Origin of the sequence: Bordetella genomosp. 11 (genome assembly GCF_002261215.1) — a bacterium.
Lineage (GTDB): Bacteria > Pseudomonadota > Gammaproteobacteria > Burkholderiales > Burkholderiaceae_B > Bordetella_C.
The window spans coordinates 193,105-207,234 of sequence record NZ_NEVS01000001.1 but is presented as its reverse complement, the minus strand read 5'-3'; the positions used below and the strand labels follow the sequence as shown (position 1 = coordinate 207,234).

The window sequence follows — 14,130 nt, the reverse complement described above, 5'->3', positions numbered from 1 at the left end:
TTGTCCGCGGCCATGTTGCCGCCCATGGATAAGCCCCTAAAATCCCGCCATGCCGCACACATCCCTGTCTTCGCCCCATCCGTCCTTGCCGGACGATCTGTATGCCTTGCTGCGCGACCGCGCGCAGGAGGCCGCCCCGCCATCGTCCCGCCAGCTGTATATCGCCGGCCGCCGTTGCGGCCAGGCAACCCTGGCGGCCTGCGATGCGCTGCGCGAGCAGGCCAGCGTACGGATCGAGGCCGACAGCCTGCGCCTGGGCGACGGCATGCGGCCCGGGGCGGGGCTGGACGCCCTGCTGGCGGCCGTGGCCCTCGCCTTGCGGCAAGCTGACTGCCTGCGCGGCTGGCGCGACGAATTGCTGGATATCCACGACGAATCCGGCCTGTGCCTGGGCGCCATCGAACGCGCCGCGGTCAGGCCGCTCGGCATTCTGACGCGCGCCGTGCACCTGAATGCCTGGACCGCGGACGGCCGGCTGTGGGTGGCGCGCCGCGCCTTGAACAAGTCGACCGACCCGGGCATGTGGGACACGCTGGTGGGCGGCCTGGTCGCCAGCGGCGAATCGCCGGACCTGGCGCTGATCCGGGAATGCGGGGAAGAAGCCGGCCTGGCACCGGACGACGTACGCGGCCGCGATCCCCTGCGGACCGTGCTGCGCATGCACCGGCGCCTGCCGGAAGGCTACCAGGTGGAAGACCTGCTGGTCAGCCGCTGCGTGCTGGCCGACGACGTGCGGCCCGCGAACCGCGACGGCGAGGTAATGGAATTCGCCACCGTGACACCGGAACAGGCGCGCGCCATGGCCGCGAACGGCGAATTCACATTGGAAGCGGCTCTGGTCGTGATCAGCGATATCGGCACGCATGGCGCGGCCCGCTGAACATAAGGCCCGTCCGCGCTTTTCGCGATAAGCGCGGACGGCTGCTGGAAATCAGACCCGGACGTGCGACTCCTTGACAACCAACGGCCCGCGTATCCTGGCGTCGACGGCGGCTTGCGTGAGCTTGCCGGTGTTGCCCTCGATATCGAATTGGACCAGGGAGGCCGGGAACGGCGGCAGCGCATCCAGCATGTTGTTCGGCGCTTGCACATAGCCGAGCGTGTCGGGCAGGGGCCCGTGGAATTCGCGGATGCGGTTATCCGCGGCGAAAACCATGCGCGTTCCTTCGGGCAGGACGGGCATGGCGGTAAGCGCATTACGGGACACATGCAGAAAGGTGACTTCGGCCGGAAGCGCCAGCTCCTCGAGCCTATTCCCGGAGACATCCAGCGTATCCAGACGCAGCGTTTTCACGATGTCGGGCAACCGGGTCAGGTTCAGATCATCCAGTGCCAGCGCGCTGCCGTTGGTCCCGATGAAGCAGGCTATCCGCTCGGCAGCTTGCGCCCGCTGTTCAGGCGGCTTGCCCTGGCTTACGTATTCGTCCAGGGCTTGCCTCTCCGCCGGAGTCAGCGCGCGCGCAACGTTCTGGCGTTTCGGTTCGGCGAGAGCCGGGCCCCGCGGGCCCAGCGATTCCAGTTGCGATCCAGCCACCCCTAGCGATCCCTGGTGCCCCGCCGCTATCGATCCCGCCTCATCCCGGTGGGATGCCGCCGTCATGCCTTCTCGCCGGATCCACTGAGATGACGGTGCCATTCCCGATACCGGTCCCTGGTTCGATTCCGATGGCGGCGTCAAGGCCGCTCCCAATGCCAATTTGGCTATCCAGCCTCCGGCCGTGAGATCCAACAACCCATCGGCCACTGCACCCAGGCTTGGCGCGGCGCCCGGCCGCTGCCAGGTATAGGCGGAGGCCGTGGATCCCATCATTGATACGTCGCTCATGTCGTCGCTCCTTTCCGCGATTGCAAAGCGGGCGGCTACGCCGATGCGGGCGCATCGGCTGCATCGCCCGGAGCGAGCTTAGCGACGTGCTGTTCGAACAAGGAAAACCAGGGAAATAATCAGCCGGTGTCACCGCTTCGGCGTTTGACATCCCGCATTCTGGCCAGCGCCGCGACGTCTGGTATGGTCCATGCAGGCATAAAGCGGGAGTAGCCGCTACGGCGCCCCGACCCTGCCAACCCATACCGAAGTCACGGTCTTGCTGTCGCAGTACATAACGATGCTGTCTCCCGTCACATATGACATCATCAATACGTTCATCATCAGCTTTCCCTGGACGGTGTCGAAGGTCCACATTCCGCTTTCGGTATAGGACCCTTTGTCGTTCGTAACGGAAAACGGAAATTTATTTGTCCCCCACCAGTTAGCCCCTATGCCTACCACCACGCCGGAATACGTGGTACCGGTCGCGGCACTGCCGCACCAGGAACTGTAGTTTTGCGCGGGAGGCGTCGTGGCGATTTGAGGCTGATTGGATGTCGTGTCCTCGGCGTATCCGGCTAACGGTGCGGCCAATAAGGCAAGGGCCAGAACCGCGGTCATAACCTTGGTCATCTGCAAGCTCCTATCTATCAAGACGGTACAGTGAGAAAACCCGGCCATCGCTTTTCTACCGTGCATGGCCGCACCCCGGTGTGAACCTCTACATCGCAAGCCAGGACCGCCTGTCCATCGGAAGGTCAAGGCTTCCCCTCTCCCAGCCAAACCGATGTCACCGTTCCCTTGCCGTCGCAATACAGGGTGACGTTGGTTCGCATTAAATAAGCGGCTGTCAGGGCCACCAGCATCAACTTCCCCGCACTGTCGGTAAAGGACCACGCCCCGCTTTCCGTAATGGTGTAATCGACCAATTCGCTGTGCCATATGACGGTAAATGGGAATTTGTTCGTCGCCCACCAATTAGCGCCTATTCCCGCCACGGTAGCCGTGTACGAGCTGCCCGCCGTGGCCACGGAGCACGCGAAACCTTGTTGAAGCCCCGGGGAAGCGGCTTTTTCGGCCCATCCGGGAATCGTGATAGTCATTAAGACAAACGCCAGAATCGCCGTCATAACCTTGGCCATTTCGCGAGTTTCCTATCATGAAGATTCCGCAAGGGCGCGCTATTCGTGCATCGATGGTGATTCGTCCGGTGGCCCGAACATCGAAGTGAAATGCCAACGCCTGCGATAGCACACTTCCTCGGGCTCAACACGTATCAGGCCGAATACTACCCAGGATGCATTCGAAGCGTTGCGCCCCGGATCGTAATATCGTGTCATGAGATATATCGCAGGCGCGTACCAGATGCGCGGGACGCGATACAGAAAATTACTCCGCGCGCGCCGCGACACCTACCTACACTGGCTGAAGCGAATACTGCGGATATGGGGAAGAACCCGTGAAAAAACACGCGATGCTATTGGCCATAGCACTGGTTTCGGTCCTTGGAATATTTTCGGCTGCTGTCGCCGATACCGTCCCGCCTCGATACCGGGAGGTCCGCGTATTCATGGATCCCAGCGGTCCGGGAGGCAGCCCTTCTTCAAAGACGTCATACGACGCCTGTGCCAGATACGGCAAGGCAGTGAGATATACGGTGTCCGGCGTTATGAATGTGTCATTGGGCACCAATGGCTATTCCTTCCAGCTGAGTGACCTCGCAGCGGAAGCCGCCCAAACATGGAACGCCCAGCTGCGATCCAATGCCTGCTCATTCACGATATCCCCGGCCGGTTTACTTACGCCCAATTTCGTAATCAATAGCGATTGCTCCAACAAAGCCTCCGATGCGGTCGCCAGGGCGACTCCGCAAGGGTATGAGAAGATCACCGGCTTGCCAGTCGGTATTTGCGTAAACAAGGCAGTACCCATTAGCCTTTCACTCGCAGCTGCTAGAAAGGTGAAAACCATGTTCGATAGCAGTATGAGCAGCGAAGATATTGCGCATGCGTTGGCTCTGGTCACCCTGGTGCATGAATTCGGGCATACCCTCGGCCTGGCCCATCCCATAGAAGAGCCCGGCAATACCCGGGACGCGATAGCGCCCGAATATTCCCCGTATTCCATGCAATGGCTTCCTCAGACCGCTTTCGATCGGGGTCCCCTGATGATAGGCGCGGCCGACATCATGCTCGATGTCATGTGGAAGACGCCGAACAAACGTCCACTGAAATTCGCCGACATGCGGCCTTCGGATGTGGAAGCCAACGTCGTCAAGCAACTGCTATCGTGCTCGGTCGCGCACCTGGGACCGGATGCGCAGCGCGACGCTACGTGTGCTTCGTTCATGGCGCAAGGCCGGAAAGTCTTGCAGTACCCCGATCTCGTACTGCCCATCTACGAATTGATCAACGAGTAAGGGAATACTGCGAGGACGTTCCTGTGCAGCGGATCGGCTGTCAATGCGAATGCCGAGGGTCGCCGCGCTGCTCCACCACTTTCAAATAGAGGGTGGCAGGCTCCAGGCACATGCCGGTCGATAGCTGCCCGGTCATGCCGCGGAAGATTTCCTGCCACGGGGTCTGTGGCGGCGGGATGTCGAAGGCCGGGCCGCCGCGGCGCGCTTCGAGTTCCGCGGGGTCGACTTCCAGCGTCACGGTGCGGGCGTTCAGGTCCACGCGGATGCGATCGCCCGTGCGCAGCAGCGCCAGTCCGCCGCCCGCCGCCGCTTCCGGCGACATGTTCAGGATCGAGGGACTTGCCGACGTGCCGCTCTGACGGCCGTCGCCCATGCAGGGCAGCGAATCGATGCCCTGCTGGATCAGGCGCGCGGGCGGCGCCATATTGACGACCTCCGCGCCACCGGGATAGCCGATGGGCCCGGCCCCGCGTATGACCAGCATGCAATGTTCATCGATGTTCAGGTCCGGGTCGTCGATGCGCGCGTGGTAGTCCTCCGGACCATCGAACACGATGGCACGCGCCTCGAAGGCGTTTTCGTCGCCCGGCGCCGACAGGTAGGCCTTGCGGAAATCCTCGCCCACGACGGACATCTTCATGATGGCGCTATCGAAGAAATTACCCGACAGCACGATGAAGCCGGCGCGCTGCTTCAAGGGCGTTTCGCAGGTGCGGATCACGTCGCGATCGGTGGTGACGGCGCCGCCCGCGATGTCGGCAACCGTCCTGCCCGATACGGTCAGGCAGTCGCCATGCAGCCGGCCGGCGGCCAGCAGTTCATGCTGCACGGCGGGCACGCCGCCGGCGCGGTGGAAATTCTCGCCCAGGTATTCGCCGGCCGGCACGCAGTTGACCAGCAGGGGCACGTCTTCGCCCAGGCGCTGCCAGTCGTCCAGCGACAGGTCCACGCCCATATGGCGCGCGATGGCGATCAGGTGGGGCGGGCAATTGCTGGACGCTCCCAGCGCGGAAGCCACGACGATGGCGTTTTCGAAAGCGCGCCGCGTCAGGATCCGCGAGGGCCGCAGGTCCTCGCGCACCATGTCGACGATACGCAGGCCCGTGGCGTAGGCCATCTGCCCGCGTTCGCGGTACGGCGCCGGAATGCTCGCGCAGGTGGGCAAGGACATGCCCAGGGCCTCGGCAAGCGAATTCATGGATAGCGCCGTGCCCATGGTATTGCAATGGCCCACCGACGGCGACGACGCCGTGGCCAGGGTCATGAAGCCCTCATAGTCGATCTTGCCGGCGGCCATCAGGTTGCGGGCGTGCCAGATCACCGTGCCGGAGCCGACGCGCTTGCCTTCGTGCCAGCCGTCCAGCATGGGGCCGCCGGACAGTACGATCGCCGGGATGTCGACGGTGGCGGCCGCCATCAGGCAGGCCGGCGTGGTCTTGTCGCAGCCGGTCGTCAGCACCACGCCATCCAGGGGATAACCGTGCAGGATTTCCACCAGCCCCAGGTAGGCCAGGTTGCGGTCCAGCGCGGCCGTGGGGCGGCGTCCCTGCTCGGCCAGGGGATGCACCGGGAACTCCATCGGGATGCCGCCCGCATCGCGGATGGCCGCCTTGGTACGCTGGGACAGCTCCAGGTGGTGGCGATTGCAGGGCGCCAGGTCGCTGCCGGTCTGCGCGATGCCGATGATGGGCCGACCCGACTGCAATTCGGCGCGGGTCAGGCCGTAGTTCAGATAGCGCTCGACGTAGATTGCCGTCATGTCGGCATGGGACGGGTCGTCGAACCATTTCTGGCTGCGCAGTCGGCGGGGAGTGTCAGGCATGGTGAATCTCGTATCAATGTTCGCGGGGCTGGCCGGGGCGGCCAACCCGTCTCGTCCGTGGCAACGCGTGCCGCGAACGCCCGGCCCATGGCGGCGGGCCGGGGTTTGCAACGGCGGTCGCGGCCCGGAAACCGTCGGCGGCCGCGACCGGTCCTTAGCCCTTGCGGGCCTTGGCGATCTCTTCCTGCAGCTGCTTGACCAGGTCCGGTCCCAGATCCTGCGTGTACTTGTCGACCACGGGTTGGGCCTTTTCGCGCATGCGCTGCAGCTCTTCCGGCGACACGGTGTTGATCTTCATGCCGGCGTCCTTCAGCACCGTCATCGCCTTGGTGGAATCGGCGCGGCTATCCTTGCGTTCGAAGTCGCGCGAAGACGCGGCGGCCTGGCGGATCAGCTTCTGCTCGTCGGGCGACAGCGTGTTCCACCATTTCTTGGACGCCAGCACCACCCACGGGGTGTACACATGGCGGGTCAGGCTCAGGTAAGGCTGAACCTCGTAGAACTTGCTGCTCTGGATGGTGGTGACCGGGTTCTCCTGGCCGTCGACGGTGCGGGTTTCCAGGGCGGTGAACAGTTCCGAGAACGGCATGGGAACGGCATTGGCACCCAGCGCGCCGAATACGCCCAGCGCGATCTGATTCTGCATCACGCGCAGCTTGATGCCCTGCATGTCTTCCGCCTTGGCGATGGGATGCTTGGAATTCGTCACGTTGCGAAAGCCGTTTTCCCAATACACCAGGCCGACCAGGCCCTTGTCGTCCAGCATCTTCAGCAGCTTTTCGCCGAAGGGACCGTCCAGCACCGCATCCGCTTCCTTGCCGTCGTTGAACAGGAAGGGCAGATCGAAGACACCGAACTCCTTGACCATGGTCGCCAGCGGCGCGGTGGAGCCCACCATCATTTCCTGCGAGCCGCCGACCAGGGCGGCCTGCATCTGTTCGTCCGACCCCAGGTTGGCGGAACCGTAGGTGCGCATCTTCAGCTTGCCGCCGCTGATCTTGTTCAGCTCTTCCGCCAGCTGGCGCGCGGCGCGGCCCTGTACGCTTTCTTCATTCAGGCCGTAACCGAAACGGATGATGCGCGTCTTGACGTCCTGGGCGTGGGCCAGGCCCGCCGTCGCGCAGGCCGACACGGCGGCCAGCGCGATGGCCAGTTTCTTCATCGAGGTAAGCATGGTGAGTCTCCTTGGGGTTTATCGCTTCTGGGTGTCGCTAATGAATCCACTTCGCCGGCACGGTGATCAGCTCCGGAAAGATCACCATCAGCAGGAGCAGCAAGGTATACGCGACGACATAACGCCATGCGCCGCGGATGATCGTTTCCATACGGATGCGCGCCACGCCGGCCACGACGTTCAGCACGGTGCCCACCGGCGGCGTCAGCAGCCCGACGCAGCCGACCATGACGAACATGACGCCGAAGTACACCGGGTCGATGCCCGCCTTGGTGACCACCGGCATCAGCACCGGCGCCAGGATCAGGATGGTCGGCGTCAGGTCCATCGCGGTGCCGACCAGCGTCAGCACGATCAACAGCGCGAACATCAGCCACTTGGGGTGGGCGAGCAAGGGTTCCAGCAGCGCGACCAGGTCCTGCGGCATGTCGGCCAGCGTAATCATGTAGGACGACACCATCGCGGCAGCCACGAGGAACATGACGATGGCGGTGGTGCTGGCGGCCCGCACGAAGATCGGCCCCAGGTCCTTGAAGCCGATTTCCCGGTAGACGAACAGGCTGATCAGCAGCGCATACACGGCGGCCACGACGGCGGCCTCCGTCGGGGTGAAGATGCCGCCGCGCAGGCCGCCGATGATGATCACCGGCAGGAACAGCGCCCATATGGACTCGCGCAGCGCGCGCATGCGCGCCCGCCACGGCTGGCGCGGCGTGGGCTGCACGTGGGCGCCGCTGCGCCGGGCCGTCCACGACCAGACGGCGATCAGCGTCAGCGCCATCAGCAGGCCGGGCGCGATGCCGGCGAAGAACAGCTTGGTGATGGAGACATTGGTCGCCACGCCGTAGATGATGAAGGAGATCGACGGCGGAATGATGGGCGCGATAATGCCGCCCGCGGAGATCAATCCCGCGGCGTCGCCGGCCTCATAGCCCTTCTCGCGCAACATCGGGATCAGCAGCGAGCCCAGCGCGGCGGCATCGGCCACGGCCGACCCGGACAGGGCCGCCAGCAGCACGCTGGCGAAGATCGCCACATAGCCGAGGCCGCCGCGGATATGCCCGACGAACATCGCCGCCAGGTTGACGATGCGGCGGGAAATCCCGCCCTCGTTCATCAGTTCGCCCGCCAGCATGAACAGCGGCACCGCCATCAGCGTGAAGCTGTTGGCGCCGCCCAGCATATTCTGGGCAAGGATCTGCGGATCGACGAAGTCCAGCTGGAACATCATCGGCACCGCGCTGATCATCAGCGCGAAGGCGATCGGCATGCCCAGCATAAGCAGGCCCAGAAGCACGATCAGGAAGACGGTAAGAATCATGGCGTCGGACGGATAAGGGTGGCGGCAGGGGCCGCGGCTGGAGCGGAAGCGGCCCGGTACGCGCCAGCCGGCGGCCGTGCCGACGCTGCGTGAACGGAACAGGCCATGGAAGCGGGTCTCAGCTGAGGGGGTCCACCGCGCTGGCATCCAGCGCCGGTTCGGCGCCGCCCAGCGTCAGTACGATGTCGGCCAGCGTCAGCAGGGCCATGGCGATGGCCGCGTACAGGCAGGCGATGTTGAACACGCCGGCCGGCAGATTCGTCACGGGCAGGCGCGTGGCCATGCCGATGACGGTCTGGTCCCAGCTGCCCTTGATCAGCATGCACAGCACGGCCAGGATCAATGCCTGGCAGAACAGATGGGTAACGCGCCGCGCGCCGCGGCCGAAGCGCTCCACCAGCATCGTCACGCCCATATGGGTGTGGTCGCGCACCGCCAGCACCGATCCGATGAAGATCAGCCACACGAAGGCCAGACGCGACAACTCGTCGGAGACATTGATGCCGGAATTGAACAGGTAGCGCAGGGCGACGTTGCCGAACAGCAGTACGACCATGACCACCAGGCAGGCCACCATCAGCCAGCGCTGGATGGCGAATACCAGATCGAGCGCGCGGCCGAGCGGGCCCCGGCCCGGCCCCGCAGGGGGATTGCTCTGCATCGTTGTCTCCTGTCTTTTTGCGTTGCGGTCGATGCGAAGCGCGATGTTAGCGCTATCATGCGATGTTTGCCAACCCCATGCCGGGTTTGTCCCAAGGGCTTGTTTCGGTCAGACTACGGCCTTTCGCCTCTACCAGCCATGACGGTCCGCAAGTCACGCAGCTCGCGCCACAACGGTGTCACCATGGCCGACGTCGCCCGCATGGCCGGCGTCAGCGCCATCACGGTGTCCCGCGCCCTGCGCACGCCGGACAAGGTGCAGCCGTCATTGCGCACGCGCATCCAGGACGCCTGCGACCGGTTGGGCTACGTTCCCAATCATGCGGCCAGCGCGCTGGCTTCCGCCCGCTCGCGCACGGTGGTCGTCCTGATTCCCTCGCTAAGCAATATCGTCTTCGTCGATATCCTGGCAGGCATCAAGGAAGTACTGGACGCCCATGCGCACCACATGCATATCGGGTTGACCGGCTATTCCGCCGAAGCGGAGGAAGCGCTGCTGCGCACCTATCTCCAGCATTCGCCAGACGGGCTGATCCTGACCGGTATCGACCACCAGCCCGGCGTCTGGCGACTGCTGGACACCTTGAAGATCCCCACCGTCCACACCATCGAGACGCTGCAAGGCGAAGAGGGCCTCAGCGTCGGTTTTTCGCAGTTCGATTCCGGCTACGCGGCGGGCCGCCATTTGTTCGACCAGGGCTATCGCAATATCGGCATCATCGGCGCCCAGCTCGATCCCCGTTCGCTGCGCCGCTGCGAAGGCTGCCGGCAGGCGCTGCGCGACGCGGGCGTATACGACCCGGCGCTGGAAATCATGACGCCCAGCAAGTCCTCGCTGGGCCTGGGCGCCGAACTGCTGGACACGATGCTGCGGGAACACCCGGAATGCGATGGCCTGTTCTTCTGCAACGACGACCTGGCGCAGGGCGCGGTATTCCAGTGCGGCCGGCTTGGCGTCGAGGTGCCGGGCCGCATGGGCTTGATCGGCTTCCATGACCTGGCCGGCACGGCATGGACAACGCCACCGCTTTCCACCATTGCCACGCCACGCTATGAAATAGGGAAGTCGGCCGCGACGCTGCTGATGAACGCCCTGGAAGGACGGCCCAATCCCCAGCGGCATCTGGATCTGGGATTCCGCCTGGTGCGGCGGGAAACGACATAGCGTGCCGCGGGGCCTGGGACGGGACGGCCCGCTCAGGCCGCCGTCGTCGGCGGCGTGGCCGAAAACTGTTTCCAGACCTCGATCGCGCGCAAGCGCTGCCGCGCCACTTTTTCGATACGTTCGCGCAGGTCCGCGTCGTGCGCCAGCAGGGCACGGAAATCGCGCGCGGACATCATCAGCAGCTTGCTGTAGCCCAGCGAGGTCACATCCGGCACCAGGGATTGCTCGCCCAGCAAGGCGAGTTCGCCGAAGAATTCGCCGCTGCCCAGCTCGACGGTGGTGTTGTCCGGCAGATGGACCGCCACCGCCCCCGAGGCGACAAAGCACATTTCCTCGCCCGCGCGGTCCTTCAGTACGGGCTGGTCGGGCAGCGCCAGGCGCGGCTTCAACAGCCGCGAGATGGCGCGCAGCGATTCGGCGCTGAGGTTCTCGAACAGGGGCACCCGCTTGATGAGTTCCGCCGCGCCCAGCTCGATATCCAGTGGCGGGTGCTGGTCGATGTGCGCCCAGCGCTGTTCCAGCTGGCCGGTCAGGTCGGCATAGACCTCCCCGCTGATCAGGAACTGGTCGAGCATGTCGCGGTAGCGCATGCGTTCCAACTGCCGCGCTACGCGGCCGAGATAGCTTTCCTGCAGCCACAAGGCGTAGGACGGGTATTGAAGGTTCAGGGCCTGCAGCGCGTTTTCGATGGCATCCAGGCGCTGCTGATGGGCCGCCACGATCCGCTGCGTGGCCTCCTCGCCCAACATGGGCTTCAATTGCTGCCCCGCGAACAGTATGACGCGCTGCGCCACCGACCGCTTGCTCATCAGGGCGGCGAACCGCTTCGCCAGTTCGCTCGATAGCCACCGTTGGAAGCCGAACAAATAATGCAGCCGCAGCGCCGCGCGAAACGAACGCGAATACCGGACATCGGCGGCAATTGCCTTTTCGAAGCCACTTATGCCGCCGGCGCGCACGGCATCCTCCAGGCGTTCCGCGCGCGCGAGCAGCGATTCGGCCATGCGCCAGTCGACGATCTGCGCCTTCAGGATGTCGAAGAACATTTCCTCTTCGCGGCGCGCCAGCGTGGCCAGGCCGATGTTCACGCGATCCGTCAGGCTCATGTGGCGCACTTCGGCGTCGCGCAACTGTCCCAGTGTGCGGTCGAAGACTTCATGGATACGTGCGCGTACCTCCGGCCCGATGTGTTCGGTCGCCGCAACCTCGTCGGTCTTTTCCTGCAGGTCGCCCAGCGCCACGGCCAGCGCCTGGTCGCGCAGCGTGGCCTCCTGGCGCGACAGTTCGTTCAAGCGCAGCACGCGGATCAGCGGACGCAGGCTGACGCCGTTGATGAATAAAGTCATCAGCACGAAGCCGGTGGTCGCCACGGCGACGAACTGGCGCGCGTCCTGCGGCACGTCCCCGCGCTCGGTTACCGCCAGGGCCAGCGCCAGCGAAACGGCCCCGCGCAAGCCTCCCCATAACATCACGGTCTTGTATGCACGATTCACGCGGGTACCCAGGCGAGTCATGCCCAGCAGCGGCACCAGCCCGAATACAGCGACCGCGCGCGAGGCCAGCGCCGCGACGAACAGCACCAGGATCAGGCCGATATCGCCCAGCGTGGCATCCGCCATCAGGCGGGGAATCAGCATGGCGGCGAACAGGAAGATCAGTGAGTTGGCCCAGAACCCGAACTGCTCCCACGCGCTGGTCAGATGCTCGAAAGTGGTGGGCGCCATGCGCGTGCGGCCGGTCGAACCCACGACCAGGCCCGCGATGACGGTTGCCACCACCCCCGATACATGCAAATAGTGTTCGCCGATGAAGAAGGTCAGGTAGGCCAGCGTCAGCGTCAGCGTGATCTCGGCGGCAGGAAAACCACGCAACACGCCAAACAGCATGCAGGCCATGCGTCCCATGACGTAGCCGGCCAGGCCACCGCCCAAAAAGCTGACCAGGAAGTCGGCCAGGACGTGGCCCGCCGACATTTCGCTGTGGCCCGCCAGCACGCCCACCAGCACGGAGTACAGGGCGATGGACGCGGCATCGTTGAACAGGCTTTCGCCCTCTACCAGCGTGGTCAGCCGCTTGGGCGCGCCGACCTCGCGAAAGATGCCGACGACGGCAGCCGGATCCGTCGTCGCGACGATGGCCCCCAACAACAGGCAAACCACCACGCCATACGAAGACAGTGCATTCAGCGTAAAGCCGACGACCACCGTCGAAAGAAAGACCGCGACGATGGCCATCATCAGGATGGGCCCGAGGTCATCCATCAGGCGCCTGACGTTCATCGACAGGGCAGTTTCGAAAAGCAGGACGGGAAGGAAAACGGTAAGGAAAGTTTCCGAGGAAATCTCGAACTTTTCCAGGGAGTCCAGCATGCCGGCCAGCACCGGCGGCGCCCAGCCATGGATATGGATAACGATGCCGAGAAGACAGCCGACAATGGCAAGCAGCACCGAGTAAGGCAGCTTCAGCCGCCCGGCCAGCGGCGGCATGAAGCAAACCAGCGTCAGCAACGCCGCCAAGCCGAAAACCAGCAAACCCACGTCCATCTATTTTTTATCCCCGGCCATTGTTCATTCAACGGAGAGGATAGCTGGTTTTGCGTCGATGCACGTTTCGTTACGGGCGGCACGATTTGGTGGATGCCCGGCGGCGCGTATTTTCGCTAACGTTGGCGGCATCCGCACCGCCGCGACGGCATCCGCAAACGCCGCGGAGCGAATGCCGTCGGGACCAGGAAGCATTCACCGGAGCCGCCGTTGCACACCATCCCCAAGCCTTTTCCTACATCTCCATCGAACGCCGGCCCTTCCCGCCACGAGGACGCCGACAGCAACCCCGTCGTGGCGCTCCAGCTCACCGACCCGCATCTGTTCGCGGCCCCCGGCCTTATGCTGGGTGTGGACACCGACGCCAGCCTGCGCGCGGTCCTCGCCGCCATTCGCCGCGATCATGGCAACGCGGACCTGTTGCTGGCCACCGGCGACCTGTCCCACGACGGCAGCGAGCTGTCCTACCGCCGCTTTGCCGACGCGGTATCGCCCTTGGGCATTCCGGTGCGCTGCCTGCCGGGCAACCATGATGCGCCCGCCGAACTCAGGCGCGCATTGGGGCCGTGGACGGATCCGATCGCCGACGTCGGCGCATGGCGGGTCATCCTGCTCGACTCGCGCGCCGACGGTTCGAACGCCGGGCACCTGGAACGCGAACAGCTCGAACTGCTCGATCATGGCCTGGCGACGGCGCAAGGACGGCCGGCGCTGGTGGCCATGCATCACAACGCGGTGCAGGTCAGCGCCGAATGGCGCGACCCCATGATGCTGGACAACGCGCCGCAACTGTTCCGCCAGCTGGCGCGCTGGGGCAATGCGCGCGTGCTGCTGTGGGGACACGTGCATCAGGATTTCGACCGCCGGCGCGGCAATGTCCGCATGCTCGCCACACCCTCGACCTGCTTCCAGTTCGCCATCCGCGAGGGCCGCCACCGCCTGGACCCGCAGCCTCCGGGCTACCGCTGGCTCAAGCTGTATCCGGACGGTTCGATCGCGACCGGGGTACGCCGGCTGGACGCCGCGCTATGGCGCAGCCTGGTGCAGGAATGGAACGAGCCCGAGGACACGGCGGCTGCCTACGGCGCGGCGCGCGATGCCGTGGGGATTCCCGCCGTGGCGAACGGATCGATGATCCCCTGAACGCGCGGGCCGCCGGCACGCGCGCATAAAAAACGGGGCACCGTTTATGGGTGCCCCGCCAAACACCTGTCTCATA

The 14,130-nt window shown here is 64.6% G+C and carries 12 protein-coding genes; 4 read left to right on the top strand and 8 right to left on the bottom strand.

Going from position 1 to position 14,130, the window contains the following annotated elements; genetic code table 11:
- Positions 1–49 precede the first annotated feature (49 nt).
- Complete coding sequence (locus CAL28_RS00945) at positions 50–880, top strand: NUDIX hydrolase (RefSeq protein WP_094839557.1); 831 nt, start codon at positions 50–52, stop codon at positions 878–880.
- 51 nt (positions 881–931) lie between these two features.
- Here CAL28_RS00945 and CAL28_RS00940 read toward each other — a convergent pair whose 3' ends face one another.
- From CAL28_RS00940 to CAL28_RS00930, 3 genes are all read right to left on the bottom strand, one after another.
- Complete coding sequence (locus tag CAL28_RS00940; protein ID WP_141218120.1) at positions 932–1,825, bottom strand: hypothetical protein; 894 nt, start codon at positions 1,823–1,825, stop codon at positions 932–934.
- 216 nt (positions 1,826–2,041) lie between these two features.
- The gene (locus CAL28_RS00935) at positions 2,042–2,440 is read right to left on the bottom strand and encodes a hypothetical protein (protein WP_141218119.1); all 399 of its coding nucleotides are present in this window, start codon (positions 2,438–2,440) and stop codon (positions 2,042–2,044) included.
- Between the two features lie 125 nt (positions 2,441–2,565).
- Positions 2,566–2,949: a hypothetical protein gene (locus CAL28_RS00930; RefSeq protein ID WP_094839554.1), complete on the bottom strand. Its 384-nt coding sequence runs from the start codon at positions 2,947–2,949 to the stop codon at positions 2,566–2,568.
- 827 nt (positions 2,950–3,776) lie between these two features.
- On the opposite strand from CAL28_RS00930, the gene CAL28_RS00925 reads away from it, so the two are divergent.
- Entirely contained in the window at positions 3,777–4,226 is a 450-nt protein-coding gene (locus CAL28_RS00925) for a hypothetical protein (protein ID WP_141218118.1), read from the top strand.
- A 40-nt stretch (positions 4,227–4,266) separates the two neighbouring features.
- Here the strand turns inward: CAL28_RS00925 and CAL28_RS00920 are convergent, their stop codons facing one another.
- The 4 genes from CAL28_RS00920 to CAL28_RS00905 form a co-directional block, all read right to left on the bottom strand.
- Positions 4,267–6,048, bottom strand: coding sequence for an IlvD/Edd family dehydratase (locus CAL28_RS00920; protein WP_094839552.1), 1,782 nt, complete (start codon positions 6,046–6,048; stop codon positions 4,267–4,269).
- 154 nt (positions 6,049–6,202) lie between these two features.
- Positions 6,203–7,222 carry a TRAP transporter substrate-binding protein gene (locus tag CAL28_RS00915; protein ID WP_094839551.1) on the bottom strand — a complete coding sequence of 340 codons (1,020 nt, stop codon included), beginning with the start codon at positions 7,220–7,222 and terminating at the stop codon, positions 6,203–6,205.
- 37 nt (positions 7,223–7,259) lie between these two features.
- Positions 7,260–8,543, bottom strand: a complete 1,284-nt coding sequence (locus CAL28_RS00910) for a TRAP transporter large permease (protein WP_094840547.1) — start codon at positions 8,541–8,543, stop codon at positions 7,260–7,262.
- A gap of 118 nt (positions 8,544–8,661) precedes the next feature.
- Positions 8,662–9,204 carry a TRAP transporter small permease gene (locus CAL28_RS00905; RefSeq protein ID WP_094839550.1) on the bottom strand — a complete coding sequence of 181 codons (543 nt, stop codon included), beginning with the start codon at positions 9,202–9,204 and terminating at the stop codon, positions 8,662–8,664.
- Between the two features lie 183 nt (positions 9,205–9,387).
- On the opposite strand from CAL28_RS00905, the gene CAL28_RS00900 reads away from it, so the two are divergent.
- A complete protein-coding gene (locus CAL28_RS00900) occupies positions 9,388–10,368 on the top strand; it encodes a LacI family DNA-binding transcriptional regulator (protein ID WP_254925947.1) in 981 nt (326 codons plus the stop codon).
- A 32-nt stretch (positions 10,369–10,400) separates the two neighbouring features.
- Here the strand turns inward: CAL28_RS00900 and CAL28_RS00895 are convergent, their stop codons facing one another.
- Positions 10,401–12,911 (bottom strand): cation:proton antiporter, encoded by a 2,511-nt coding sequence (locus CAL28_RS00895; protein WP_094839548.1) that lies wholly within the window; start codon positions 12,909–12,911, stop codon positions 10,401–10,403.
- Positions 12,912–13,205: 294 nt separating this feature from the next.
- Between CAL28_RS00895 and CAL28_RS00890 the strand changes: the two genes are divergently transcribed.
- A complete protein-coding gene (locus tag CAL28_RS00890; protein ID WP_440588358.1) occupies positions 13,206–14,054 on the top strand; it encodes a phosphodiesterase in 849 nt (282 codons plus the stop codon).
- The last annotated feature ends 76 nt before the right edge of the window (positions 14,055–14,130 follow it).